Below are 25,553 nucleotides of genomic sequence, written 5' to 3' on the forward strand. Positions count from 1 at the left end.
GGGAGGAAACGTCGGAAGCGGCGAAGCGCTTCCCGGAGCTACCGGGCGATTCCTTCGCGTGCGGGGCGTCCGTCAACCATGATGAGGAGAGCGACGGACTTCGTGATGACGATGGCCGGGGACATGGCTTCCTCCTGAGGTCGAGCGGACAGAGCACCCGCTGCACACACGGGAGCCCTCCAGGCTATACCTGAGTATTCGCTGAGTGCAAGGAAAAACTGGCGCCGGCTCAGCCGCTCAGCCGCGCCTCGCGCGTCAGGAGACTCTGCTTGACCTCGACGCCCCAGGCGAACCCGCCGAGCGCCCCACCGGTGCGGAGTACGCGGTGGCACGGCACGAAGAGGGCCGCGGCGTTGCGCGCGCAGACGGATGCCGCGGCACGCACGGCTCCGGGAGAACCGAGCGCCGCCGCGAAGCCGGTGTAGGTCAGCGGCTCGCCCGGCGTGATCCGCCGGAGCGCCTGCCAGCCGGCGCTTTGCATCGCCGTGCCCGACTGGCGCACCGGCACCGCGTCGATCGCCGCGAGGTCGCCGGCGTAGTACGCGGCGACCGCGGCGGCGGCATCCGTGCGGGCCTCGACGACCCGCATGGGGCGGGCGGCGGGCCGGAGCCGATCGACGATCGCGACCGGGTCGGCCGTCCACCCCGACGCGAGCACCTCGCCGCGCGCCTCGAGGATCGTGAAGGGACCGTCGGGCGTCTCGACCGTCTGGATCGAAGCGGTCTCGACCCGGGTGGCGTCGATCGGGGCGGGGGCGTGGGAGACGGCGGTCATGCTCGGGCCTTTCGGGACGGCGGGAGGGTCGGCTCGGTCGCGCTTTCGCGCCACGCCTGCGTGACGGGGGCGGCGTACCAGAGGTGGGCCATGAGGTAGCTGCGCCAGGGGGCGGCGCGTTCGGCCCAGGCGACCAGCTCGGACGGGCCGGCGGGGATACCGGCGGCGGCCGCCCCCGCGCGTGCCGCGACGTCGCCGGGCAGCAGGATGTCGGGGTCGCCGAGCACCCGCATCCGCACATAGTCGGCGGTCCAGGGGCCGATGCCGGGCAAGGCGAGGAGCGCCGCGCGCTGCTCGTGCGTGTCGTCACCGGGAGACAGCCGCAGCGAGCCGTCGGCGAGCGCGGTGGCGGCGCCGACGATCGCCCGGATGCGCGCCCCGGGCCCGCGCAGCACCTCAGCGCCGCGCTCGGCGATCGCCGCCATCGTCGGGAAGAGTGTCGCGGGGCCGGCGGCGGTCTGGACGGGCTCGCCGAGCTCGGCGGTCAGGCGCCCCTGCACGGTGCGGGCGGAGGCGACGCTGATCTGCTGGCCGATCATCGCGCGGATGAGCATCTCGTCGGGGTCCATCGCCGCGGGCAGGCGGACGCCCGGGATCCTCGCCACGAGAGGCGCGAGTGCGGGATGCCGCGCGAGGGCCTCGTCGATCGCCGTCGGATCGGCGTCGAGGTCGAACAGCCGCCGGACCCGCGCGATGAGGGTGGACAGGTCGGCCAGCGAGGCCAGCTCGGCGCGCAGGCGCACGCGCCCCGCGTCATCCTGGCGCACCTCGAACCACGCCGGTCCCCCGGCAAGACGGATCACGCGGGCGAACGAGCGTTCGTCGCCCGACTCGACCCCGGGGATGGCGTGGGCCCGCATCCATCCGAAGAGGCCCGCGGCGTCGAACGGCTCGCGCACCGGGAGGACGAGGTCGATGCGGCCCGGCATCCGCTCCCCCGCCTGGCGGCGCGCGCGCAGCTGACCGGGAGGCATCGCGAAGACCTCACCGACCGTCTCGTTGAACTGTCGTACGCTCGCGAACCCCGCGGCGAAGGCGACATCGGCGATGGGGAGATCGGTGTCGACGAGCAGGGTGCGCGCGGTGTGGGCACGGTGCGCGCGGGCCAGCGCGAGGGGTCCGGCCCCCAGCTCCGCGGTGAGCAGTCGGGTGAGGTGACGCGACGAGTAGCCGAGGCGCGATGCGAGCCCCGGAACGCCCTCGCGATCGACGACCCCGTCGGCGATGAGACGCATCGCTCGCGCGGCGAGGTCGCCGCGGAGGTTCCACTGCGGCGACCCGGGCGTGGCCTCGGGCAGGCAGCGTTTGCATGCGCGGTATCCGGCCTCGTGAGCGGCGGCGCTCGTCGGGTAGAAGGTCACGTTGGCGGGCTGAGGTGTGCGCGCGGGGCAGCTCGGGCGGCAGTAGATGCCCGTCGAGCGCACCGCCGTGACGAACTGGCCGTCGAAGCGGCGGTCGCGCGCGTCGATGGCGCGATACCGCTCGTCGAAGGTCATCCCGTCACTGGTCATGCCCCCAGCCTGACACGCTCCACCGACACCGGCTCGCGGAAATCGGACACGACCGTTCCGGCGCACTTTTTGGCGAGTCGACGGGGAAGTCAGCGGGGCGGGGGCAGGATGGGCGCGCCGGTGGCGTCGTAGTGGAGGGGGCTGCCGGGCGGGAAGGAGAACTGCGGCACCGATGACGGCCCCTCCGTCGCGGGAAGCCGACGCCAGACGTCGTCGGGATACTGCTCCTCCCCGAAGATCGCAGTGAGGATCTCCGAGCTCGACCCGGGCGTGCAGGCGGTCTCGCTGGAGACGAGCACACGGCCATCGACCGGACGGATCACCACCACGGTGCGCGCGGCATCGCTCTCGCCCACCACCGTCACTTCCCGCGCATCCCCTGAACCCCGCTCGACGGTCTCCGCGTTGACACCGAGCTCGGCGAAGCCCTCGGATGCCGCCGCCGCGATCTCCGCGGCTTCCCGGCCCGGCAGATCGAGCGCGCGCACCGCCGTGAACGAATATCCCGTGTCCGAGCTGACGCCCAGCTGACATCCGCTCGGGCGGGCTCCGTACTGTCCCTGGTCGACTCGCCAATCGGTCGGCTCGATGGCCATGATCACCGTATGCAGCTCGTCGGCCATCGCCGTGAACTGCTCGCGCGCCCGGGGGTACGGATCCGCGTCGGGCGTACCGGCGCACGCACCGGTCAGGCCCGCAGCGGCGACGATCGTCGCGACGACGGCGAGACGCTGACGAGCGCGCACGCGATCAGTCGCCGCTGGGCTGCGGCTGCACGGGGTTGCCGGACTCGTCGTAGTACAGCGGCCCGTCGGGCGGGAACGAGAACGACGGCTCGGATGTCGGACCGTCGAAGGCCGGGAGCCGGCGCCAGACATCCGCGGGCAGCCGTTCTTCGCCGAAGACCTGCGTCGCGAGGTCGTGCGCTGATCCGGGCGCGCACTCCGTCTCGGCCGACACCCTCACCTGGCCCGTTGCCGGGCGAATAGTGACCACAGTCCGCTCGGCGATGCCGCCTGTCGCGACGACGGTCACCTCGCGCGCATCTCCCTGCCCACGGTCGGCGGTGTCGCTGTCGATACCGAGAGCATCGAAAGCGCCCGTGGCCGCCTGAGCGACCTCCAGCGGGTCACGGCCGGGAAGCTCGATCCCGCGGACCGCCACGAGACGATACCCGCCCTCTTCGCTGAGGCCCGACTGGCACCCGGTCGGATGAGCACCATACGCGCCGTCGACCACACTCCACTCGGCCGGCTCGATGGCCATGATGACCGAGTGCACGCCGGTCGCCAGCGCCGTGAACCGCTGCTCGGCCTGGGCGTACGTCTCACCGGACTCGCCGCCACCGGCGCCTCCGGTCGATCCGGGATCGCCCTGCCCACCGCATCCGGTCATCGTCAACACCAATCCGACGGCGAGCGCCGTCATCGTCATCCGCGAGGTCGATCTCATCAGTCACGTCCGGTAAGGGTCAACGGGCAGCCACTCCAGCCAGTCGGGCAGATCCCAGAAGCCGCTCTCGCTGCCTTCGCCGTCCATCTCCGTCCCGGGCTCACCGGTCAGGATGATCTGCTGGATGTTGTAGAACGACTCCGATCCTTCCACGAGGTATCCCTCGCCGTCCCCGGAGGGAAGCGGCCCGTTCCCACCCGAATGCGCGGCATGCCCAGGTGTCGGGGCGAGGTCCTCGCCGTCGGCGCGGCCACCGTCGCTGCCGAACTCCGTCATTCCCGGAAGAGTCTCCGGTACGGTGCCGTGCGCGCCACCCCAGCTCGTGTCGCGGCCGATCCGCGCCCAGGCGTCGTTCTCGGACAGCGTCGCGTACATCCTCAGGCCCTCGGCGTTCTGAAGGTTCGACAAGATCTGCGGGTCGCTCGGGAATCCGGCCGATCCCACGGCGATGAACTGGTCGACGCCGAGAGCGTCCGGGCGTGACCCGATCGCGAGGGCGGCGGTGGTGCTGCCATAAGAGTGCGCGATGACGGCCTTCTCTGCCGCGGGGTGCACTGCGTCAAGACCGAGCAGAAAGGCACGAAGAGCCGGAGCGCCGTCGTTCGCGCGCTGCATGGACGGCTCCTCTGCGACGGTGGGCGAGTCGTACCCGAACCACACGACACTCGCGATGTTCGACCCGGCGGCGTTGAGCGCACGCGCAGAATCGCCCCATTCGCCCATCCCCGTCACGTTCGACAGCATCCCGGGCACGAGCACGTTGATGTCGGTCGCGGTCGCGAGGTCGCCGTACGCGAGAGCGGCCGTCACCTGAGCCGACCCGTCCGGATCGAACGAAACCAGAAGTGGCGGCGGTGCACCTTGCACGAGGGTGTTCCAGAGCGCGTCGATCTGGTCGCCGAACTCTCCGGTCAGGTTGGAGTTGTACAACGCCTCCAGGCGCTCTCGGTTGACCCGCCCGCGGACGTCGTAGGGGATGCCGTCGAGGTTGCCGATGATGTCGGGATGCGCTCGGGCGATCTCGTCCTGCAGCTCGGGGTGTGCGAGCCACAGCTCGAGCACCGCCTGCGGGGTGTCCGCCGCGAGCAGCTGGTCGAGCAGGTTCTGCGCCTGCGACGTCATCGCCGGCCCCGCACCGCCGGCGAGCTCGGCGAGCGCCGCGTCGTAGGCCGCATCCCAGGCGGAGTAGTGGCTCTCGAACTGCTCCCAAAGATCGGCCAGATCGCGCGCCGCGGCATCCCGGGCGGCGACGGCATCCTGCGCCGCATCGTTCGCGCGCCGGACGTCGGCCGGCTCGCCGGAGCGCGAGGTCCACAGCGCGTTCAGCCCCGCTTCATCGGCTGCGGCTGATGCCGATGCCAACGAAGCGTGGGCGGACTCGATGTCGTCGATGAGCCGGTTCGCCGCCTCCGCCGACGACGAGAACGCGTCCGCGTACCGCTGCAGCACCCCCGCGAGAAGCTCCGCCTCGGCGATCTCCGCGGCCAAGGCGCTGGCGACCTCCTGCGCTTTGGAGCGAGCCGACCGGATCGATGCACCGACACCGTCGAGATCGGTCGCGGACTGGACGGTCGTACGGAGTTCACCGAGCGAGCCGGCGACACGGCTGAACGCGCTGCTCCACCAGCTCATCGACCCGGGATTGCCCTCGAGGCGTTCGAGCGGGTAGCCGCGGTTCGGAGAGGTGAGGGTCACGGCTGCTCCTGCCCGGTGAGCTCGACGTCGAGGTCGGAGTAGCGCGTCGCGATCGCGGTCAGCAACGCGCCGACCTCGGATGCCGCGGTCGTGCGCTCGAGCACGGCGCGATTCAGTCCGCTCAGCCGCCGGTTCATCTCGAGACGGAGCGCGACCCGGTGCGCGGGGTGCTCGACACCGGTGTCGTCGCCTTGGATGTCGGCGTTGTCCATCACCGCGCTCGAGACCCGCGTCTGGATCGCATCCGCGGCGCTCGTGAGCGCGTGATAGTAGATCTCGACGTCTGACATCGGGCCCCCTCCGCCGGCTCGGTCCGGCCGACGCTCACACGCTATCGGGGGCCTGGACGCCGCGTCGATGGGGAGAACTCCCCTGCGTCGCCGGCCGACGAATCGCCGCCAGACCGGACCGCGCACAGGCTCAACCCCCTGCCATCCCCGCTCACGGGTCGGATCGAGCCGCTCAGCCCGTTGGCGGCACGCGCGACCCCGCTGAGCGCAAGTGCTGGCGCACAGCCCGCAACCGGGGTTAGCGTCGCGACATGAGCGAACGCACCTACGACCTCGTCGTCATCGGAGCCGGTCCCGTCGGAGAGAACGTCGCCGACCGCGCCGTGCAGGGCGGCCTGAGCGTTGCCATCGTCGAGAGCGAACTCGTCGGCGGCGAGTGCTCGTACTGGGCGTGCATGCCGTCGAAAGGTCTGCTGCGAGCCGGCGCCGCCCTCCGCGCGGCGCGCGCGGTCGACGGTGCGAAGCAGGCTGTGACGGGCGAGATCGACGTCGCCGGGGTACTTCGCCGCCGCGACTCGCTGACCTCCGACTGGAACGACGCGTCGCAGGTCGAGTGGCTCCAGGGGGCCGGCGTCGACCTCGTCCGCGGGCACGGCCGCCTCTCCGGCGAGAAGCGCGTCGAGGTCACCGGACCCGACGGCTCGCTCACCACCCTCATCGCACGTCACGCCGTCGCGGTGTGCACCGGTTCGGCGGCTCTCCTCCCCGATATCCCCGGCCTGGCCGATGTGTCTCCGTGGACGAGTCGCGAAGCGACCGCCGTGCAGGAGATCCCGGGCTCGCTCGCGATCGTCGGCGGCGGTGTCGTCGCCGCGGAGATGGCCACGGCGTTCGTCGACCTCGGCAGCGAGGTGACGCTCATCGCGCGCAGCCGGCTGCTCGGACCGATGGAGCCCTTCGCGGGCGACCTCGTCGCGCAGTCGCTGACCGACCGCGGCGCGCGGGTGCTGCTGCACACCGACCTCGTCTCCGCCCAGCGCGTCGACGACGGTCAGGTCGAGCTCGAGCTGTCGAACGGCACGCGCGTCCGCGCCGCTGAGGTGCTCGTCGCGACCGGTCGCGTCCCGCGTACCGACGATCTCGGGCTGGATGCCGTCGACCTCCAGCCCGGCTCGTGGCTGGAGGTCGACGACACGATGCTCGTCCGCGGATCCGACTGGCTCTACGCGGTCGGCGACGTCAACCACCGCGCCCTCCTCACCCACCAGGGCAAGTACCAGGCCCGCGCCGCGGGCGACGGGATCGTCGCGCGGGCGACCGGGGGCACCATCGACGACGCCCCATGGGGCGCGCACGTCGCGACCGCCGACCACGGCGCCGTGCCGCAGGTGACGTTCACCGACCCCGAGGTGGCATCGATCGGCGAGACCGAGGCATCCGCGCGTGCTGCGGGACGCAACATCCGTGTGCTGGACTACGACCTCTCGTGGATCGCGGGCGCGTCGACGCGGTCTGACGCCTACTCCGGTCAGGCACGGGCGATCGTCGACGAGGACCGCGGCGTTCTCATCGGAGCGACGTTCGTCGGGGCGGATGTCGGCGAGCTGCTGCAGGCTGCGACGATCGCGGTCGTCGGCGAGGTTCCGCTCGCGCGATTGTGGCACGCCGTGCCGGCGTACCCGACGCTCAGCGAGGTGTGGCTGCGCTTCCTCGAGACCTACGGTCGCCCGAACATCTGACCCGGTCGGCCCGCCGCAGCCACCGGCTCACGCGGGCCGCTCGGCGTCGAGGAGGAACAGCGTTCCCGGCTCGCACCCGAGGGCCCGCTCGAGGGTTTCGGCATCGATCAGGCCACGCTCGTGCAGCACGGCGAGCGCGGCGTTCCGGTCGTCGACGATGGCCTGACGCTCACCCGCCGGCAGCGCCGCGATGCGGGCGCGGATGTCGCCGACGCTGAGGCCTGTCTCGGGCGCGCCCTCGCCGTCGCCATCGGGCTCGCGGACGCGGAAGCGCACCAGCATCACGAGGGCTGCCAGCCCGGCGACGCCGAGCGCGATGAGGACCGGAACCCGCCACTGCTGCCACCCCGTGTAGTCGTCGAGCTCGGCGACGCCGGGCATCGTGCCCAGCGCGAGAAGTGCCATCGCCGCCGCCACGAGGTGGATGGAGAACTCCGGCCACGAGAACCGGGCGCCCCGGACCAGCCAGATGACCAGGAGGGTGGCCTGGCTGACCGCCGCGACGGTGAACATCGCGCCCGCGATCGGCATCGCCCGCTGGGCCTCGATGCGGTGGAAGTCGAAGCGGTCGCCCATGAGCACGGCGAGGCCCGCGATCGGTGCGAAGAACGCGCCGATCACGAGGGCCCACAGCACGACGTCGAGGATGCGATGTAACGATGACCTCTTCGCGTTCGCGTGCAGGCGGTGCGCCATCGCGGCGCCGTCGGCGCCGAAGTGCTGGAAGATCTCCGGATGCCGCTGGTAGGCCACAGCCTCGAGTTGCGCGAATCGGACGTCAGCGGCGAGCGAGTGGCCTTCTGCCCAGCCGCGAGCCGTGGTGTGGAGGAAGCCTATGAGTCACCACCGTACGGGGCGACGGGAAAGTCGGTGGACGCGGGCGGAGGTTCGATCGGCGTTCCGTCCTCGTTCCAGTACACCGGGCTGCCGTCCTCGGGGAAATAGAACCGGGGTTGCCAATCGGGCCCCTCGAAGGCCGGCACGCGCAGGGCGAGTCCGGGGTAGGAGATGCCGGCGAAAACCATGTCATACAGCTTCGCGGCGTCACCGGGGAAGCACCCGGGTTCCGCGGTCACTCGGATCGTACCCAGGGCAGGGCGGATGGTCACGACGCCACGAACGACGGGACCACCCGTCGCGATCACGTTGACTTCCTGGCGGTCTCCCTCGCCGTAGGTCGTGGTGGTCGCCGACATGTCTGCGGCCTCGAAGGCAGCGGATGATGCCGCCACGATCGCGTCGACATCCGGGGCATCCTGCTCCAGCAGTCGGGCCCACGAGAAGGCATACCCGTCGGAGCCGCCCTCTGTCCGGCACGGGATAGGCGAGGCGCCCCACGACCCCTGATCCACCTTCCACTCACCATCGTGGATCGCCATGATCACCGAATGCATGGTCGTCGCGTACGAGAGGTATCGATCCTCGCCGTCGCGGTAGAGCGCATCTCCCGTCGGTGCTTCGGCTGCGGAACTGCATCCCGTCATGATCACTACCATTCCCGTGGCCAGGGCCATGGCAAACGTGCGTCGCGCTCGCCCTGTCGCGCGGTGGCGGTATGAGCTGCTCCGCGAGTGCCTCAGCCGGCCCGCCGTCATCGCTCACCAATCGAGGAACGTCGGGAGAGCACGGCGATGCCCACGACCAGGATGACGACCGCGAGAGCCGAGATCGGGGCCGCGGTCCATTGGGCACCCCACACCATGTCCCCCGCACGCACGCCGCGCTCCGGCGTCATACCGGCGAACAGGACCGCAGCGATCGCGGCGGCAATGCCAGGCCCGATAAGTCCGCGCAGACCCGGCACATCGTCGCGACGCGCGGTCGCCACCGAGACGACGGCCAAGACCACGAATGCACCGGCTAGCGCGATCAGGACTCCGGCGGGCATGACGAAGAGCGGATACGGCGCCGCGACGGCCCACTTGGCCCTTGTGGACTCGCTGACCTGCCCGCCCGAGAGGATCAGCGACCCCACGAGGAATACGATCAGCGCAACGGACGGAATCACGGCAACGATCGCAAAGGCTCGTGTGGCGAACGCGTGCACGCGGCTCGGCGGCGACGACGGCAGGACCACGGTGTCAGCGTATGCGGCAGATGGAGCGCGTGTCAGCGAGCGCGCACCGAGCGCGTCAGCCACGCCCACAGCGGGTCGCCCGCACTCAGGCCGTTGACGATACGCAATACGCCGCTGATCTGACCGATGCCGCTGAGGGCGCCGCAGATGCCGACCAGCAGGACCGGCACCGTGAAAACCGAGACGCCGGCGCCGAGGTCACGCACGAAGACCGCGACACCGCCGATGGCGACGAGCAGCGCCAAGGTCGCCGTGCTCAGACGGACCAGGATGCGCGGCTCGAGGTTGACGGTACGCGCCTGTACCCATCCGGCGGCGCGCGGCGCGCGCTGGCCCGCGACGTACGGTGCGCGCAGCCAGAACGACGCGGCGCGAGTCAAAGCGCGACCCGTGCGCCACAACACCACGAGCAGCGCGACGCCTCCGAGCGCGATCGCCGCTGCGATGACGATGACGATGACGGTGTCCGGTGTCACGACGCCCATCGCCACGACGGTCGCGACCAGCCCGCCCGCGAAGAACACGCCGCCCGCGGCAGCGACGAATCCGACGATTCCGAGCGCCCAGCGCGACCATCGCTCGTAGTCGGCACGCAGGACGGTGACAGCACGATCGGCGTCGGACGGCCCCGCGGATGCCGCAGGCTCCCCCGCCTCGCCTGTCTCGAGGAGCGGGCGGGATGCTGCCTGGATGAAAGCGAACGCCATGGACAGAATGCTACGTGGCGGCGGGCTCGGGCTCCGCGGGCTCGACACCCTCGGGCAGAGCCTGAGTGGTCGTGAGCGCGAACGCGACGTGCAGCGCCAGCTCGGCCGACTGCTGCGGGTCGGAGCACAACCCCATGACGACGGCGGTGCCCGCGCCGCCGGGAAGACGGATCTCGCCGACCGCCGTGAGATGCGGCATCCCGCCGTCCATCGACGCACCGAGGGTGATGGTGCCGACGCGGCCGTCCGGGGTGGTGAAGCTCTCGCTGCGCCCGCCCTCGCCGAACCGCGCGAGCGGGAGCAGCCGGTGGAACGCCGTCGCGGCGGCGTCGGTCTCGGCCGCCCCCGGCACCACGTTCGTGCAGAGGAAGAACGCCGCCGGGCGCTCGCCCAACGTCAGCGAGACACCGGCGAACGCGAAAGCTGTGTCGGCGAACAGCTCGACGCCGGCGCGGAATCCGTCGACGATCGCGTCGCGCGCAGCATCCGGGAGCCAGCCCTCGGCACTCACGAGGTACCAGTCGAGCCACTCCTGCGGCGAACGATCGCCGAACGAGCGGAACTCGATCCACCCCTGGGGCACGCGCTGCCAGACCCGCAGCGGCGCCCCCTCAGCCGCGATCGGGTCGAGCGTCGCCTCCTGCTCGGTCATCAGACCTCCTCGTCGGTGCGCGGACCGTTGCCGCGCAGGGTGTTGTTGAACCGCTCGGAGAGGTTCTGCCACGGCCCGGTCAGACTGTCGACGAAGTCCGTCCCCTTGCTGTGGGCGTCCATCGCACTGTTCACGGTCCAGTAGGTGTTCGCGACCATGTTGGGCAGATTGACGTTGAGCGCCACGGCGACGCTTCCCGCCGCGGCCCCACCGCCGGCGATCGCCGGCGTCATGCCCTGGATCGACGGGATGAGCACCTGTCCACCGGGGCCGATCAGCGCCTTTGCAGCCTGCCCGAGCGCGCCACCCGCCAGCAGTCCGAGGGCGCCGGTGGCGAACTCGGCGAACGTTCCGCGACCGGTCGCCCATTGCAGGCCGTCGATCGCGACGAGCGCGATGGACATGATGAGCGCCACCGTGCCGAGGACGGGGATGAAGAGCGAGAGGATCGCGATGATCGGCAGCGCCGCCCGGAGGATGTCCTCCAGGATCGGCACCACGTTGTCCATGAGCCAGTTGCCTGCGTCGGCGAGCCAGTCGCCGGCCGAGCCCAGGAAGTTCATGACCGGGTTGCCGGCGTAGGAGTTCAGCGTGTCGCTCGCGGAAAGCAGTGCTCCGGCCGCGGCGGCGGCGTCGGCATCGACCTCGTCCTTGAGCTGACGAGCGCGCGCGCGGATCGACTCCAGCTCGCCCTGCGCGTTCGCCAGCGCCGTCGACGCGTTCGACACGGCATCCGGGTCGGCGTCCTCGGCGTCCTTGTTCGCCTGCGCCTGCGCATGGGCCGATTCCGATGAGGCGACGCTCGCGGATGCCGCTGAGGCCTCCTCCGCGAGCGCTGCGGCACGCCGCTGGTAGTTGGTGAGCTGATCGGTCCAGGTCGCGAGGGCCGTCCGCGATGTGCGCAACGCCTCGCCGGTGTCACTGAGGTGCGGTCGGAAGTCCTCGCTGAGTGCGGCGCGGAACGCCGTCGCCGACTTCCCGATCCAGGCGGCGTCGTCGGAGCCGTCCATCATCGACAGCGCGTCATCGACGCCGTCGCAGCTGGTGGTGAGCGCATCCACATATCCGGAGAGCGTCGCGACATCGCCAGGGGCGGGGTCGAAGCCGAGAGCGGAGAAGTCGGTCACGACGCCGATCCTTCCTGCGGAACCATGCTGTTGCCGAGCTCGGTGTCGAGCTGCTGGAATGCCTCGAGAATGCCCTCGAGTCCCGTGCCCGCGTCTTCCGCATAGCGGGCGAGTTTGTCGATACCGCCACCCCACGAGTCGTGGAGATCCTCGAGACGCCGCCGCAGCACGTCTTGGGGCACGGCCGCGCCCGACACGTTCGACATCGCTCGTGTCGCCCCGTCGAGAACATCCCGCATGTTCGCGTAAGCGTTGCGGCTGGCGCGCATCGCGCCGTAGTCGATCCGCACGTCGACCATGGTCACCTCCGAGAATCGAGCGGAGCCGAGGCGCCCAGGACGCCTCGGCTCCGAGAAGACGAGATCAGCTGCCGGCGAGCTGCTGGTCGAGGTCCTGGATCGCGCGCATCATGCCCAGCAGCGACTCGGACATGTCGTTGATGCCATCGACCGCGTTCTTCAGACCGGTGGTGAGCTCGGAGTAGCCCTCACCGAACTTGCCCGACGCGTGCTGCGTCTTGAAGTCGTCGCCCAGAAGCGTGTCGACCTGCGACTTCAGGGTGTCCAGCTGACCCTGAATGTCATCACGAGCCTGCGCCAGCGAGCTCGCAACCTGCTCCATCTCGCCATAAGATGCACCGAAATCAGCCATGACGGCCCTCCTGAAAGTAGATGTCCCGACCCCCCTCCGGAGCCGACACAGAAAACCTATCGGCACCGATCACATCAGGTCGATGGGGAGAACTCCCCATCTCGGAATGTGCTAGGCAATCGCTTTCCTCTGGCAGCCCGTGGCGCAGTTCCGCCCTTCATGCCGAGAGGACGCGCCGTGATACCGCGGTCTTTTCCATCCCGCCCGTCGGTGGGCTCAGGTGAGGTGGCCGACACCCGCGAGCGCGGCCTTCGTGCGAGGCGACATGGCCTCCGGCGCCATCGTCATCTCGAGCTTCTCGACATCGGACCATCCCCGCGGAATCGGACGACGCGCGAGAGGAAGACGTGCAGGGCGATGTGAGCCGCGGCCGCGGCCAGCCAGAACGATCGCGGCGGGAACGATGTTGACGACGGCGATGATGATGAGCGGAACCCAGGCGTTCGGGAGGCTCCACCGCGGTCCGAACGTGCGTGACGCGTCAGGTTCGGACGGCTGTGCTGCGGCATGTTCCCACGGTCGATCGCGCGGATGCCGCAGCCTGTGGACAGTTCGGGTGAATGTCGGACGTCGGTGCCATGATTAGAACATGCATTCGAACCACGCATCCGACAGCGGGATGGGCAGCGACGCCGACGTCGCCGCGCTCGCGGCGCTGGTCGCGGATGCCGAGGCGGCTGCGGATGTGGTGCGGGCCGGGCAGGTCCGGGAGGTGCGGGTTCTGGTGGCGGCGGGGGTGCTGGCTGAGCAGCAGTCGGCGGGCGCGTCCGAGCGGGTGAAGGCGCGGGAGATGGCACTGATCGCCGCCGAGCTTGCCGGGGTGTTCGTCGCGACCGACCGGACGTTGCAGCGTCGCATCGACGAAGCCCGAGACCTCGTCGACAACTACCCGTTGACGATGGCGGCATGGGAGGCCGGGCGGATCGTCCGCGGGCACGTGCGGGTCATCCAGGACGTCGGATGCGTCATCCCGGCGGGTGACCGTGCGGAGTTCGAACGCCTCGCGATCGAGAAGTGCGAACGCGACGCCCCGAACCGGGTGCGCGACGCGCTCCAAATGGTCGCCGAACGGGTGCACCCGCGATCGTTCACGGAACGCCACGAGGAGGTCGCGGCGGGGAGGTGCGTCTCGGTCAAGCCCGGCCCGGACGGGATGTCGGATTTGATCGCGACGCTGCCGACCGTGATCGCCGACGGAATCGTCGACCGACTTACGCGACAGGCGCGGGAGATCATCAACGCACGACCTGCGCGCGACGCCGCGGGCGTTCCTGACGAGCGAGCCGACGCGAATGGCCGCGCACCCGACGCCGAAACGACGCTTGATGTCGGGTCGTCGTTCATCGACGACGGCCGGAGCATCGACCAGGTTCGAGCCGACGTGTTCTCCGACCTCCTGCTGGCCGGAACACCGACCCTCGATCCCACCGCGACCGGTGACGGCAACGGAACCCTCGGCGCGATCCGCGCACACGTGCAGGTCGCGGTATCCGCGCTGACGCTGATGGGTCAGGACGAGGGGCCGGCCGATCTAGCCGGGCGCTCCCCCATCGACGCCGCCACCGCCCGCGAGCTCGCGGGCAACGCCACCTCGTGGGACCGGCTGCTCACCCACCCCGTCACCGGAACCGTGCTGGAATGCGACGCGTACCGGCCCACCGCGGCGATGATCCGGTTGCTGCGAGCCCGGGACCGGCACTGCCGGTTCCCCGGATGCCGACAACCCGCCATCCGATGCGAACTCGACCACACCATCGCCGCATCCGACGGCGGCAAGACACACGTGTGCAACCTCGCCGACCTCTGCAAGCGCCACCACGACGTCAAACACCACACCAGATGGCACGTGGTACAACTCGCGGGTGGAACCCTCGTCTGGACCTCACCGACCGGGCGGGTCTATCGCGAAGACGCACCACCACCACTGGTCACCTTCACGATCCCAGAACCACACGGCACGGCTGAGCCACCACCCGACGTACCACCACCGTTCTGGCGCGCATCTCCGCCGTTCCGACGCGCAGCGCCAGGGTATGAAAGAACTCGGAATGCCGCTGGAAAGCGACCGTTTCGAGGCGACTGAACCGCGTCTCCGCGCTCAAGGAATGATCGTCGGCCCAGTCGGTGGCACTGTCGTTGAAGAACGTCATCCCACGTTCACGCTCTGCGGGCGGTCATCGTCCAGGTGCGCGGCGGACGGGCTCATGCGTCTGCGCCTCGGCGACGACGACTCTTCGCGGACGAGGCAGCCACGCCGAAGAGCAGCACGACGAACGCGCCGGCGCGAACGGCTGCTGCCACCCATTGCTCACCGAAGACGGTGTCACCCCACCGGGTGCCCCGTCGGGGACGAGGAGGAGAAAGCGAAAGCACTGACCATGGCCGGCGCCGTGGGGCCCAGTGGACCCCGCTGCCCTGACTCGTCGCCGGCTCGCGCACTGAGGGCGACCACCAGCGCGAGAACCCCGGAGAGGGCAGCGAGGCCGACCAGGATCGCCGTCGGCGCGAGGAAGAGCGGATAGGGGATGACGGGGTCCCACTTCGTGTCCATCGGTGCGCTCACTTGGCCACCCGATCGGTGAGACGACGGTGATCACCACATGGAGCGTTCGGCTCGCGGAGTGCGCTCGTCGTGGTGAGGCGGTCGCTGCGGCACGGCGCCCGGAGCGACAGAGACGCTCAGTGCGTCACCGTGACGACCGACGCGAACAGCTGCTCGAGGTCGGCCTGGACGTAGGCGATGACCGCCGCATCGTCGCTCGCATGCTCAACGCCGCACCTCATCGGCGCGCCGGGTGCGGGGCGATCGCACCGCGATGATGACGAGGAGCACGACCTGCGCCACGGCGAGTGCGAACCACAGCCGCAGTTGCGCTTCCGAGAACGACGTGCCCGCAGACGTTCCCACCACAGCGCGGTATCCGATCGCCGCGACCATTGCCACCGCGACGATCGTGGCGATGATCGCGGCATCCGTTCGCCTTGCCGCAGGCCGGACGACGGCCGCCGCGCCGAGAGCGAGAACCGCGACGACGGATGCCGTCACCATGATCGGAAGGGCGAGGCCGGGGTCGAGCCGGATACGCCGGAGCGGTGGATACATCACGGCAGCCGAGACGACCGCGGACGTCATCCCGGCGCCCGCGATCCACGCCCACCACCGCCCGCCCGCAGTGGCTGGCGACGCGCGGACCCGCCCCGACGACATCCGACTCAGCGGATGGTCTCGGTGACGGTGTCGGTCGACACGGCCTCCCCCGCGCCCGCCGCGACCGGACGAGACGCCGCGACGGTCTCGGACTCCACCAGCGGCATCTGCACCGTGACGGCACGACCGGCCTGCACGAAGATGCCGCGGCCCTCGGGGAAGTCGCTGCGCTTGACCTTCGGGAACGGCACCTTGAACACGGCGTCGCCGTCGAAGGCATCCGGTTTGAGGATGATGCCCTTGCGCCCGCCCTTGAAGTCGCCGACGAGGCCGAATCCGCTGGTCACCTGCGTGACGTCGGCGTCGCCGATGAGCAGGTGGTCGCTGCGGTTGACCGCCTGGAACAGGGCCTTCAGCGGGCGCTCCGCCGGCGAGTCGGCGAACTGCGGCACGTCTTCGACGACGATGAGGATGCGGCGCCCCAGCGTCTCGTCGGCGACGAGTTCGGCGAGCTCAGTGGCGAGTTCCTTCGCATCGTCGGGCGTGGTGGCACTGCGCACCCACGGCGCGAAATCGCGCAGCTGCGACCGGCGCCCGCCGAAGTGGAACAGCGTCACCTCGGGGTCGAGGCGCGTCATCGACGTGATGAGGGCCTTCATCGCGGTGGTCTTGCCGGCCATCGGCGGGCCCGCCACGACGAACGTTCCCACGGGGTCGAACTCGCGCGCAGCCAGGGTGTCTTCCGCGACGCCGAGCACCGGGAACTCGCCGATGCGGTCGGGAAGGTCCGCGGGCGCGAGACGCGTCGGCAGCGAACCGATCTCCGCGACCTCGCGCACGCCGCGCGATCGCAGCTCGTCGGCGAGCTGACCGAGCAGCTTCGTCTGCTCCGCGACGTTCGGCGTTCCGCCGAGGACGGCGATCTGCGTCTCGAACCCGTCGACGATCGCGCGCCCGGGCGCGGAGCGCTCGTCGAGGACGTCCTTCGGCGCGTTCAGCAGCGCGTAGGCGTTCTCGTCCGAGAGGCGCAGCACGACGCGGCGCGAGATGTTCGAGCTGACCGCCGTCGGCACCGAGCCGGAACGGTCGGCGGTGGCCACGACGTGGACGCCGAGCGGACGTCCCTCGCCGAGGATCCGCATGAACGCCTGGTAGAACGGCATCCGCGCCGTGGTGGATTCCCACTCGGCCCGGAACTGCGGCAACCCGTCGAGGAGCAGCACGATGCGCGCCTCGTCACGGCCGGTGAGATCGCGGTATTCGGCGATCGTCGACGCGTTGGCGGCGCTGAACCGCTTGCCGCGATCGTCGAGCACCTTCCCGAGCGAGCGCATGATGCGCTGCACACGCTCGGCGTCGTCGCCGGGGATCACCGACCCGACATGGGGCAGAATCTCGAGGCTCTTGAGCGATCCCGAGCCGAAGTCGAGACCGTAGACCTCGATGTTCTCGGCACGGCGGCCCGTCGTCGCGGCGGCGATGGCGATCGTGCGGAGGACCGTCGACTTGCCCGAGCCGCTGGTGCCGTACACGAGCATCGAGCCGTCGCGGTCGGGATCGAAGTACACCGCCTCTTGCAGCTGGCGTTCGGGGATGTCGCTCTTGCCGATGAGGATCGACCCGGCGCGACCCGCGGGCAGCGAACGGATGTCGACGGTGGTCTCGAGGTCGTCGAGCCAGGGCCGACGGGGTGCCGGGATCGCCGCTCGGTTCGCGGCGGCGACGAGGGTGGCGACGATGCGCTTCTGGTCGTTGGGTCCGGGATCGACCTCGGCGGCCGGGTCTTCGGGCTTCTCGTCGACCTCCCAGCGCTGCACCGACCCGAAGCGGAGCTCCGCGACGCTGACGTCGGCGGCGACGACCTCATCGGTGCTCCAGCCACCGGCATAGGCCGACTGGAAGGGAACGAGACGGCCGGGGCCGGTCTTGGCGATACCGCGGCCGGGGATGCTGGGGTCGAATCGGGCCGCCACGGGGTCGTCGACGACGTCCTTGGAATCCGACTCGTCGGCCATGCGCAGGGCGACGCGGAGGTTCGTGTTGGCGCGGAGGTTGTCCTTGATGACGCCGGCGGGACGCTGCGTCGCCATGATGAGGTGGATGCCGAGCGAGCGACCGCGCTGGGCGATGTCGACGACGCCGTCGACGAACTCCGGCACCTCGCCCGCGAGCGCGGCGAACTCGTCGATCACGAGCACGAGTGCGGGCGGCGTCTCGGGGTCGCGACGCTTCTCGAGCTCGAGCAGGTCCTTCGCCTTCTTGCGGTTGAACAGGTGCTCGCGGTGGTGCAGCTCGGCCCGGAGGCTCGTCAGGGCGCGACGGACCAGGTGCGGGCTCAGGTCGGTGACGAGGCCGACGGTGTGCGGCAGCTCGACGCAGTCGGCGAAGGCCGATCCGCCCTTGTAGTCGACGAAGAGGAAGGTGACGCGGTCGGGGCTGTGGGCCGCGGCCATGCCGAGCACCCACGCCTGCAGGAACTCCGACTTGCCGGCGCCCGTCGTACCGCCGACGAGGGCGTGCGGCCCCTGCGTCCGCAGGTCGAGCGTCATGGCGTCGGTCGCACCCTGGCCCACGATGGCGCGCAGGTTGCCGGCCTTCTTCAGCCGCGGCAGCGCTCCCCCGCTGCGGTCGAGGATCGTGTTGTTCTCGCGCCAGCGCTCGACAGCGAATGTCGGGTCGGAGGCGAGCTCGGAACCGACGAGCGAGAGGAACATCACCGAGTTCGGGATGTCGGAGGAGTCCTCGATGATCGTGCTGGCATCGGCCACCGGAGCGAGTCGCTTCGCGAGCACCGTCATGAGCTCGTTCGAGACGCCCTCGACCTCTGTGACGGGGTACTCGACGCCGCTGCGGACGGTTCCCACACGCGCCGCGCCGAGTCCCGCCGACACGTCGACGAACGTGCGGCACACGGCGGGCAGTGCGTCGACGACGGGCGCGACGAAGATGCCGTAGACACCGACGTCGGCGCCGCGCTCCAGCACCTGCGTGAGACGGGCACGATCGACCGGCGCGTCGGAGGTGACGATGACGAGCACCGCGGTCTGCCCCGGGAAGGTCGCCTCTTCGGCGGCGCGACGGACATCGGTGCCGTAACGCATCGGGTCCCAGTCGTCGTCGAACGGCAGACGGGGCGCGGCTGCCGCCTTCGATCGCCGCATCACGAGCTCCTCGAGCCCGGACAGCAGTGCGGCGCCGGTGGAGGCGGAATCCGACAGCGGCATGTCGCGGAACGGGCTGCGCTCGCTCGAGGTGTGCGGCAGCCACTTGAGCCACTCGAGCTCCTTCGCCCACTCGGGCTCGGTCAGCGCGACGGCGGCGAGATCGTTCGGGGAGTGCAGCCCGAACAGCTGCACGGCCAGCCCGCGGAGGGCATCCGCGGCCTCGCGTGCGCCGCCGGCGACGCCGAGCACGCCGACGCTCTGCAGCGACTCAAGGACGGGGACGCCGTCGATCATCCGGTAGCGCTCGCGCAGCCGGTCGACGCGCTCGACGTACTCCTGCAGCGCATCGGGGTTCTCAGCACGCTTGACGCTCGTGCGTGAAGGAGCCTCGGAGGTGCCCATCCGCACCGAGAGGAAGTTCCAGTGCTCGGGGCGCCGCGTCCACAGCATCGGGCCGAGCTGCATCGACTGCTCGAAGACCACGGCGACGGGCGGGACCTCGGCGTTGCGCACCTCGCGCTCACGCGGCCGCAGCCGGTACAGCTTCTCCTCGAGCTCCTCGAAGGTGCGCTCGAAGATTTCGACCTCTTTGCGCTGACGCTGGCCCAGCTGCGTCCGCTGCGAGATGAAGTTTCCGAGCAGCATCATCGGCGTCATGAAGACGATGAGCAGCGTGCGCGGCTGGTTGGTGATCGAGAACATCGCGATGCCCAGGATGAGGGGCGCGATGAGCATCGGCCATGGGAAGAGGCGCGACACCGGATCTTTCGGCATCCGCGGCTCTTCGAGCTCTTCGCCGACGTAGCGCGCCTCGACCCGCGGGCTGCGGTTGAACAGGAGACTGCCGCCCCGCTCGAGCACAGGATCCTGTTCGACGGGGGCGAAGCTCTCGACCATCGAGATGACGAGCTCGGTGTCGCCGAGCTGGAACCGCTGGCCGGGGATCACGCGCAGGCGCTGCACGAGACCGCCGTCGATGACGATTCCATTGGCGGAGTTCAGATCGACGAGCTCGACGGATGCCCCGATCTCGATGCGCGCGTGACGCTTGGACACCAGCCGGTCATCGAGCACGATGTCGTTGCCCTGCGAGCGGCCGATCGTGAAGTGGCCCTGCGGGAGCGAGAACTCGCGTCCCGCAAGCGGCCCGCCGACCACGTGGAGGATCGCGGCGACGGGGCCGCCGGCACCGCGGGTGGCGACGTAGTCCGCTCCGAGGTTCGTCACGGTGGCAACGAACCCCGAGCCGATCGGAGCATCGCTGACGAGCATGTTCGGGTCGAGCATGACGAAATCGGGCGACGTCGGCGGCGCCACCGTCAACGTCAGGACATCCGAGTCGCCCGCGGCGACTTCACGTCGCGGGTCGCTGTCGACGATCCGACGCGCGACGTCGTGCACGGTGGCGGTCGAGTCGGACGTGACGACGATGTCCGTCCCGGTGTGATCGCGGCGCTGCAGAGTCAGCTTGAGTCTCATCGAGGTTTCCTGTCAGCCGTGCGACGTCGGTCGGCGGGGAGTCAGCGGATCGCGACGACCGCGGAGCGGTCGCCGAAGCGGATGGTGTCGCCGTCGCGCAGCTCGACGGGCTGGCCGGGGACGAGGACCTGCTCTCGGGCACCGCGCACGAGAACGCTTCCGTTGGTCGAGCCGCGTTCGACAGCCACGACTCGGCCGCCGGAGCGAAGGAGCGCCCAATGGGTCTTCGAGATCGAACGCGTGTGGTCCACGACCGGAACGGGTGAGACGTCCACATCGTCGGGACCGGTTGCCGGGGCCCGGCCCAGAACGACGCCCCCGCCCGGCACCGCGATCGTGTCGCCCGAGTCGAGCGTGAGCTCGACGACCGCGGACGGCGCGGCCACCTGCTCGGCGGCGGGAACGGGTGCCGGCGCCGACACAGCGGGCGCAGCCGGGGCGGGGGCGGCCGGGGCAGGCGAAGCCGGGGCAGGCGGCGCAACGGGCTCTTCGAGCAGCGACGGCGGCGTCCACGGCGCCGCGCCGGCGGCGGGAGCGACGATCGCCCCCGGAGCAATAGCACCGGGCGTGGGTGCGCCGGCAGGCACTCCCGGCGCTGCGGGCGGCGGCGACGCCGCGGGCATGCCCGGTGCGGGTGCAACGAACGGCGCCGGCGCGACCGTGGTGGGGATGCCCGGGCGTTCCTCCTCCTCGACGGCATCCGTCTCGCCGATGATTCCGCTGCCGGGTGCGGAGCGAACGGCTCCGAGCACACCGCCCTTGTTTCGCGCGAGCGGAACGTACGACCCGGTGCCCGCCGAGGCGACGGGTGTCGCGAGCGACGGCAGCTCCGTCTTCACATCGAGCAGGTCCGTCGCGACCGTCTTCCTCGCGATGCGCATGCGCTTGTCGTCGTACGGGTTGAGCCCGCGCTTGATGTCGACGAGCCAGACGGCGGCCGCGAGATCGGGCCAGCTGCGGCCTCGCCGGTTGGGGTCGAACAAGGGCGAGAGCGCGATGACGAGCAGGGGGCCGAGAATCGGGACGATCATGCTCGCGCAGAGGACGAGGTAGCGCACGACAGCGCCTCGCCAGAAGCCGGGACGCTCCAGCGTGCGGACGTTCACGGCGCGCAAGCCCGTCAGCGCCTTGCCCAGAGTGACTCCACGGCGGCCGAGCAGGATGAGCTGGGTGAGGACGAAAGCCGTCGACAGACCCGAGCTCACGGCCGCGAGGATGATCAGCAGCAGCAGATCGTCACGGGCGCCGAGCGCCTCGACGGGCTCGGCCGCCAGAGCGATGCCGCTCAGCGCCGGAACCACGAAGACGAGCAGCGGCGACTGGATCAGGAGCAGGACCAGCGCTTCGATGGCCGTGGCCAGCACGCGCCGGCCGAACGGTGCTCGGCGCAGTCCGAGAGACGCGGCGTACTCCGGCCTCGGTCGGCCGTCCGCATCGAGCCCCTCGATCGTCCGAGCGCGCTCATCGATCTCCCAGATCACTCGTTCCTCCTCGAAACGATCCACACCCGAAGCGACCCTATCGCCCGTTCCGGGCCCGCCGATCACCTCTTGACTCGGCCGACCCCGCTCGGCGTCAGTGGAAGAAGTGGCGCTCGCCCGTGAAGAACATCGTCACGCCCGCGGCCTGGGCCGCATCGATGACCTCCTGGTCGCGCACCGAACCGCCGGGCTGGATGATCGTCTTGATCCCCGCGTCGATGAGGACCTGCGGGCCGTCGGCGAAGGGGAAGAAGGCATCGGATGCCGCGACCGAGCCGGCCGCCCGCTCTCCGGCGCGCTCGACGGCGAGGCGGCACGAGTCCACGCGGTTGACCTGTCCCATGCCGATGCCGACCGTCGCAGACCCCTGAGCGAGCACGATGGCGTTCGACTTGACGGCACGGCACGCCTTCCACGCGAAGATCATCCCCTCGAGCTCGGAGGGGTCGGGACGCTCCCCCGACACCAGCTGCCAGTCCGTGGCGACCGACTCGATGTCATCGGGGAAGCGGTCGGCGTCCTGCAGCAGCAGCCCGCCCGAGACGAGCCGGACGTCCATGCGCTCCTGACGCCAGTCGGCGGGGAGCCGCAGCACGCGGAGATTCTTCTTCAGCTTGAACACCTCGAGCGCGGCGGGCTCGAAGTCGGGAGCGACGATCACCTCGGTGAAGATGTCGCGCAGGTTCTCGGCCATCTTGAGCGTGACGGTCCGGTTGGCGGCGATCACCCCGCCGAATGCGGACACGGGGTCGCACTCGTGCGCGCGCAGGTGCGCGGATGCGATGGGGTCGAGCGCCTGCGGTGCGGTGACGGCGATGCCGCACGGGTTCGCGTGCTTGATGATCGCGACGGCGGGCTTGACCATGTCGAACGCGGCGCGCAGTGCGGCATCCGCGTCGACGTAGTTGTTGTACGACATCTCCTTGCCCTGCAGCTGCTCGGCCTGAGCGATGCCGTGGCCGCCCGCGCGCGTGTAGATGGCGGCGCGCTGATGCGAGTTCTCTCCGTAGCGCAACGTGGCCAGACGCTCGGCGCGGATCGTGAGGTGCTGCGGCAGCTCGTCGCCCTCGAGGGTCGACTCGGCGAACCACGTCGCGACGGCCCGGTCGTACTCCGCCGTGTGCGCGAAAGCGCGGGCAGCCAGGTCGCGGCGCTGCGCGAGGCTCGTCCCGCCGGCGGAGACCGACTCGATGATGGCCGGGTACGACGAGGGCGAGACGACGATCGCGACGTTGGCGAAGTTCTTCGCCGACGCGCGCACCATCGCGGGCCCGCCGATGTCGATCTGCTCGACGACGTCGTCGGGCGCAGCGCCCGAGGCCACCGTCTCGACGAAGGGGTACAGGTTCACGACGACGAGGTCGAACGCCGAGATGCCGAGCTCTCCGAGCTGGGCCTCGTGGCTCTCGAGTCGCAGGTCGGCGAGAAGACCGGCGTGAACGCCCGGGTGCAGCGTCTTCACTCGCCCGTCGAGCGACTCCGGGAACCCGGTGACCTCGGCGACATCGGTCACGGTCAGGCCCGCATCGCGGAGCAGCGCGGCCGATCCACCGGTTGAGACGATCTCGACACCGGCATCGGCGAGAGCCTGTGCGAGCGGCAGAAGATCGGTCTTGTCGCTCACCGAGATGAGCGCTCGGCGGACGGCGACGAGGTCGCGCGCGCGGTAGAGGGCGGGGTCGTGGCTCGGTCCGGCCATGGCGGTTCTCCTCGGGTGCGGTGTGGGGCCTGCGGTGCGTCAGGCGGTCGGAGCGGTCGGGTTCGGGGATGCGGGCGCGGCGAGGTCGATCTCGCCGGTGGCGATGCGCCGCACGACGTCGATGAGCAGTCGGCGTTCGACGGGCTTGATGCGCTCGTGCAGCGACGCCTCGTCGTCGGAGGGGAGCACGGGCACGCGCTCCTGGGCCAGGATCGGCCCGGTGTCGACGCCCGCATCCACGACGATGACGCTTGCCCCCGTCAGCTCGGCACCGGCTACGAGCGCATCGCGCACGCCGTGAGCGCCCGGGAACTCGGGCAGATACGCCGGGTGGGTGTTGATGATGCGGGGCGACCACGCGTCGACGACCGCGGCGGGCAGCAGTCGCATCAGCCCGCTGAGCACGATGAGGTCGGGGGCCCAGGCCGCCAGCTGGCGAGCGAGCTCGTCACCCCACTCCTCACGCGTCGCGTACTCGCGGAACGGGACCGCGAAGGTCGGGATATTGTACGCGTCGGCATGAGCGAGACCGTCGGCGGGCCGGTCGGCTCCGACGACCACCACGCGGGCGGGGAAGTCGGGCTCGGCCGCGGCGTCCAGGAGGGCCCGCAGGTTCGACCCGCCACCGGAGATGAGGACCGCGACCGTCAGCACCGTCCTACTCTACCCACGCCTTTCCGGCGGTCTGAGCCGGGTGTTCGGCATCGGCTGCCGAGGGGGCGTCGCGCCCGGGTTCGCGATGCGACGACCGCGGGCCGAGGAGGGCGATCGCGGCACCGATGCCGACCTCGACCGCGAAGGCGAGGCCGACGGCGCCCGCGGACGGGCCGATCTGGTCGAGCCGGTCAGGACCGAACGCGCCGGATGCCGACATCGACAGCACCGCGACGGCGAGACCGCCTCCGACCGCCAGAATCGCGGCGGCGATGAGCCGGGGCGCGACGGGCTCGGCGGCGAGAGCGGATGCCGGCGCCGGAAGCCTGCGCCGTGCCGCCGCCCCGGCGACGAATCCCACCGCGACGAACAGCAGCGCCGCGAGCAGCAGCATCGGCGGCGTCGCCGGCGGGACGGCTCCCAGCACGGGGATACCGGGGATCACACCCAGCTGCGTGCCGGAGGCGGCGACCGTCGAGCCGGCGCCGAGCGAGAACCCGGGGCCGGCCGCGAACGCGCCGCCCCACACGAAGAAGGTCGGCAGGTACGCCGCCTGGCCGATGGTGATGACCGTCGCGCCGATCGCGTCGACGTTGGCCGCCTGGAAGAGCGCCACGATGTCGCCGCCGCGGACGAGCATGGCGATGCCGACGAGGAGGGCACCGACCGCGACGAAGCCGAGAACGGCGATCGCGAGGCCGCGAGCCCCCGCCGATACCGCGGCGGCATGACCGCTGCGGTCGAGCCGCACGAAGAGCGAATCGACGGGGCCGTCGTCGCCGTCGCGCCACGCGCGGGTCACGGAGCCGACCAGGGCCGGCACCGCGAAGACGGCGGTGGGCAGCAGGACGGCCTGCCAGGTCTCGACGACGGCGTACGGAGTCGAGGCTGTCGCGGCGAGGATGGCCGAAACGACGGCGACGGTCGATGCCCCCGCGAGCACGCCCGTGAACCCGGCTCCCGCGCCGGCAGCGCGCGATCCCGACCGCGCGGCGAAAAGCGCGATGAGCAGCGCCACGGCGAGGGGCGCGAGCGAGAGCGAGAACGACATCGCGTCGGCGCCGATGCCGGTTCCCACCGTGTACTCCTGCGGCAGCGTCACCTCCAGCGGCACCAGGTTCCCGAACTGCCAGAGGCGCACCGACGCGGGCCAGAGCGACGACCAGTCGGCTCCACCACCGAAGGCGACGGCCCAGAGGACGGTCAGCGGCGCCAGGGCCGCGGCAACGCCGACGGCCACCGCGACGAGGGCGTCGAAGGCGGAGAGGAGGGCGACGAGCAGGCGATTCATGCCTGATCGACCCTACCCAGC

General features: G+C 70.7%; 23 protein-coding genes. 2 read left to right on the plus strand and 21 right to left on the minus strand.

Going from position 1 to position 25,553, the window contains the following annotated elements:
* Positions 1–229: 229 nt before the first annotated feature.
* From P6897_RS12930 to P6897_RS12955, 6 genes are all read right to left on the minus strand, one after another.
* On the minus strand, positions 230–775 hold the full coding sequence (locus P6897_RS12930) for a methylated-DNA--[protein]-cysteine S-methyltransferase (protein ID WP_282501416.1): 546 nt from the start codon (positions 773–775) through the stop codon (positions 230–232).
* A complete protein-coding gene (locus P6897_RS12935; RefSeq protein ID WP_282501417.1) occupies positions 772–2,286 on the minus strand; it encodes an AlkA N-terminal domain-containing protein in 1,515 nt (504 codons plus the stop codon). The genes P6897_RS12930 and P6897_RS12935 overlap by 4 nt, the downstream gene beginning before the upstream one ends.
* An 89-nt stretch (positions 2,287–2,375) precedes the next feature.
* A complete protein-coding gene (locus tag P6897_RS12940) occupies positions 2,376–3,032 on the minus strand; it encodes a hypothetical protein (RefSeq protein ID WP_282501418.1) in 657 nt (218 codons plus the stop codon).
* A gap of 4 nt (positions 3,033–3,036) precedes the next feature.
* Positions 3,037–3,738: a hypothetical protein gene (locus P6897_RS12945; protein WP_162815471.1), complete on the minus strand. Its 702-nt coding sequence runs from the start codon at positions 3,736–3,738 to the stop codon at positions 3,037–3,039.
* Between the two features lie 3 nt (positions 3,739–3,741).
* Positions 3,742–5,433 carry an alpha/beta hydrolase gene (locus tag P6897_RS12950; RefSeq protein WP_112617460.1) on the minus strand — a complete coding sequence of 564 codons (1,692 nt, stop codon included), beginning with the start codon at positions 5,431–5,433 and terminating at the stop codon, positions 3,742–3,744.
* Positions 5,430–5,723 (minus strand): hypothetical protein, encoded by a 294-nt coding sequence (locus P6897_RS12955; RefSeq protein ID WP_282501419.1) that lies wholly within the window; start codon positions 5,721–5,723, stop codon positions 5,430–5,432. The genes P6897_RS12950 and P6897_RS12955 overlap by 4 nt, the downstream gene beginning before the upstream one ends.
* 251 nt (positions 5,724–5,974) lie before the next feature.
* Here P6897_RS12955 and P6897_RS12960 point away from each other — a divergent pair, with 251 nt between their 5' ends.
* Positions 5,975–7,402, plus strand: a complete 1,428-nt coding sequence (locus P6897_RS12960) for an NAD(P)/FAD-dependent oxidoreductase (protein WP_282501420.1) — start codon at positions 5,975–5,977, stop codon at positions 7,400–7,402.
* A gap of 27 nt (positions 7,403–7,429) precedes the next feature.
* Here the strand turns inward: P6897_RS12960 and P6897_RS12965 are convergent, their stop codons facing one another.
* The 8 genes from P6897_RS12965 to P6897_RS13000 form a co-directional block, all read right to left on the minus strand.
* Complete coding sequence (locus P6897_RS12965; protein ID WP_274178963.1) at positions 7,430–8,155, minus strand: hypothetical protein; 726 nt, start codon at positions 8,153–8,155, stop codon at positions 7,430–7,432.
* 80 nt (positions 8,156–8,235) lie between these two features.
* A complete protein-coding gene (locus tag P6897_RS12970; protein ID WP_274178964.1) occupies positions 8,236–8,886 on the minus strand; it encodes a hypothetical protein in 651 nt (216 codons plus the stop codon).
* Positions 8,887–8,993: 107 nt separating this feature from the next.
* Positions 8,994–9,479 carry a hypothetical protein gene (locus tag P6897_RS12975; RefSeq protein WP_282501421.1) on the minus strand — a complete coding sequence of 162 codons (486 nt, stop codon included), beginning with the start codon at positions 9,477–9,479 and terminating at the stop codon, positions 8,994–8,996.
* A 32-nt stretch (positions 9,480–9,511) separates the two neighbouring features.
* Positions 9,512–10,186: a hypothetical protein gene (locus P6897_RS12980; protein ID WP_282501422.1), complete on the minus strand. Its 675-nt coding sequence runs from the start codon at positions 10,184–10,186 to the stop codon at positions 9,512–9,514.
* Positions 10,187–10,196: 10 nt separating this feature from the next.
* The gene (locus P6897_RS12985; protein ID WP_282501423.1) at positions 10,197–10,838 is read right to left on the minus strand and encodes a hypothetical protein; all 642 of its coding nucleotides are present in this window, start codon (positions 10,836–10,838) and stop codon (positions 10,197–10,199) included.
* Positions 10,838–11,965 (minus strand): hypothetical protein, encoded by a 1,128-nt coding sequence (locus P6897_RS12990; RefSeq protein WP_112617468.1) that lies wholly within the window; start codon positions 11,963–11,965, stop codon positions 10,838–10,840. Before P6897_RS12990 ends, P6897_RS12985 begins: the two co-directional genes overlap by 1 nt.
* Complete coding sequence (locus P6897_RS12995; RefSeq protein WP_023955668.1) at positions 11,962–12,264, minus strand: hypothetical protein; 303 nt, start codon at positions 12,262–12,264, stop codon at positions 11,962–11,964. The genes P6897_RS12990 and P6897_RS12995 overlap by 4 nt, the downstream gene beginning before the upstream one ends.
* 64 nt (positions 12,265–12,328) lie before the next feature.
* Positions 12,329–12,616 (minus strand): WXG100 family type VII secretion target, encoded by a 288-nt coding sequence (locus P6897_RS13000; RefSeq protein ID WP_112617469.1) that lies wholly within the window; start codon positions 12,614–12,616, stop codon positions 12,329–12,331.
* Between the two features lie 589 nt (positions 12,617–13,205).
* On the opposite strand from P6897_RS13000, the gene P6897_RS13005 reads away from it, so the two are divergent.
* Positions 13,206–14,699 carry an HNH endonuclease signature motif containing protein gene (locus P6897_RS13005; RefSeq protein ID WP_282501424.1) on the plus strand — a complete coding sequence of 498 codons (1,494 nt, stop codon included), beginning with the start codon at positions 13,206–13,208 and terminating at the stop codon, positions 14,697–14,699.
* Positions 14,700–14,939: 240 nt separating this feature from the next.
* Here P6897_RS13005 and P6897_RS13010 read toward each other — a convergent pair whose 3' ends face one another.
* The 7 genes from P6897_RS13010 to P6897_RS13040 form a co-directional block, all read right to left on the minus strand.
* Positions 14,940–15,167: a hypothetical protein gene (locus P6897_RS13010; RefSeq protein WP_282501425.1), complete on the minus strand. Its 228-nt coding sequence runs from the start codon at positions 15,165–15,167 to the stop codon at positions 14,940–14,942.
* A 216-nt stretch (positions 15,168–15,383) separates the two neighbouring features.
* The gene (locus P6897_RS13015) at positions 15,384–15,749 is read right to left on the minus strand and encodes a hypothetical protein (protein WP_282501426.1); all 366 of its coding nucleotides are present in this window, start codon (positions 15,747–15,749) and stop codon (positions 15,384–15,386) included.
* 80 nt (positions 15,750–15,829) lie between these two features.
* Positions 15,830–20,407, minus strand: coding sequence for an FtsK/SpoIIIE domain-containing protein (locus P6897_RS13020; RefSeq protein WP_282501427.1), 4,578 nt, complete (start codon positions 20,405–20,407; stop codon positions 15,830–15,832).
* Positions 20,408–20,448: 41 nt separating this feature from the next.
* Positions 20,449–21,888, minus strand: a complete 1,440-nt coding sequence (locus P6897_RS13025) for an RDD family protein (protein WP_282501428.1) — start codon at positions 21,886–21,888, stop codon at positions 20,449–20,451.
* A 94-nt stretch (positions 21,889–21,982) separates the two neighbouring features.
* Positions 21,983–23,587, minus strand: a complete 1,605-nt coding sequence (gene purH / locus P6897_RS13030; protein WP_112617475.1) for a bifunctional phosphoribosylaminoimidazolecarboxamide formyltransferase/IMP cyclohydrolase — start codon at positions 23,585–23,587, stop codon at positions 21,983–21,985.
* A 39-nt stretch (positions 23,588–23,626) separates the two neighbouring features.
* Complete coding sequence (gene purN, locus P6897_RS13035; RefSeq protein ID WP_274178973.1) at positions 23,627–24,241, minus strand: phosphoribosylglycinamide formyltransferase; 615 nt, start codon at positions 24,239–24,241, stop codon at positions 23,627–23,629.
* 4 nt (positions 24,242–24,245) lie between these two features.
* Entirely contained in the window at positions 24,246–25,532 is a 1,287-nt protein-coding gene (locus P6897_RS13040; protein WP_282501430.1) for a DUF6350 family protein, read from the minus strand.
* Between the last annotated feature and the right edge of the window lie 21 nt (positions 25,533–25,553).

It is taken from the genome of Microbacterium sp. BDGP8, assembly GCF_029991045.1.
Taxonomy (GTDB): Bacteria; Actinomycetota; Actinomycetes; order Actinomycetales; family Microbacteriaceae; genus Microbacterium; species Microbacterium plantarum.

Coding starts and splice junctions, on each gene's coding strand:
- purH (WP_112617475.1), bottom strand. CDS start 23,587: ATGGCCGGACCGAGCCACGACCCCGCCCTCTACCGCGCGCGCGACCTC.
- P6897_RS13010 (WP_282501425.1), bottom strand. CDS start 15,167: ATGGACACGAAGTGGGACCCCGTCATCCCCTATCCGCTCTTCCTCGCG.
- P6897_RS13020 (WP_282501427.1), bottom strand. CDS start 20,407: ATGAGACTCAAGCTGACTCTGCAGCGCCGCGATCACACCGGGACGGAC.
- P6897_RS13015 (WP_282501426.1), bottom strand. CDS start 15,749: ATGACGTCCGCGGTCGTCTCGGCTGCCGTGATGTATCCACCGCTCCGG.
- P6897_RS12930 (WP_282501416.1), bottom strand. CDS start 775: ATGACCGCCGTCTCCCACGCCCCCGCCCCGATCGACGCCACCCGGGTC.
- P6897_RS12960 (WP_282501420.1), top strand. CDS start 5,975: ATGAGCGAACGCACCTACGACCTCGTCGTCATCGGAGCCGGTCCCGTC.
- P6897_RS12985 (WP_282501423.1), bottom strand. CDS start 10,838: ATGACCGAGCAGGAGGCGACGCTCGACCCGATCGCGGCTGAGGGGGCG.
- P6897_RS12955 (WP_282501419.1), bottom strand. CDS start 5,723: ATGTCAGACGTCGAGATCTACTATCACGCGCTCACGAGCGCCGCGGAT.
- P6897_RS12945 (WP_162815471.1), bottom strand. CDS start 3,738: ATGAGATCGACCTCGCGGATGACGATGACGGCGCTCGCCGTCGGATTG.
- P6897_RS12995 (WP_023955668.1), bottom strand. CDS start 12,264: ATGGTCGACGTGCGGATCGACTACGGCGCGATGCGCGCCAGCCGCAAC.
- P6897_RS13005 (WP_282501424.1), top strand. CDS start 13,206: ATGCATTCGAACCACGCATCCGACAGCGGGATGGGCAGCGACGCCGAC.
- P6897_RS13040 (WP_282501430.1), bottom strand. CDS start 25,532: ATGAATCGCCTGCTCGTCGCCCTCCTCTCCGCCTTCGACGCCCTCGTC.
- P6897_RS12935 (WP_282501417.1), bottom strand. CDS start 2,286: ATGACCAGTGACGGGATGACCTTCGACGAGCGGTATCGCGCCATCGAC.
- P6897_RS12980 (WP_282501422.1), bottom strand. CDS start 10,186: ATGGCGTTCGCTTTCATCCAGGCAGCATCCCGCCCGCTCCTCGAGACA.
- P6897_RS13000 (WP_112617469.1), bottom strand. CDS start 12,616: ATGGCTGATTTCGGTGCATCTTATGGCGAGATGGAGCAGGTTGCGAGC.
- P6897_RS12970 (WP_274178964.1), bottom strand. CDS start 8,886: ATGACGGGATGCAGTTCCGCAGCCGAAGCACCGACGGGAGATGCGCTC.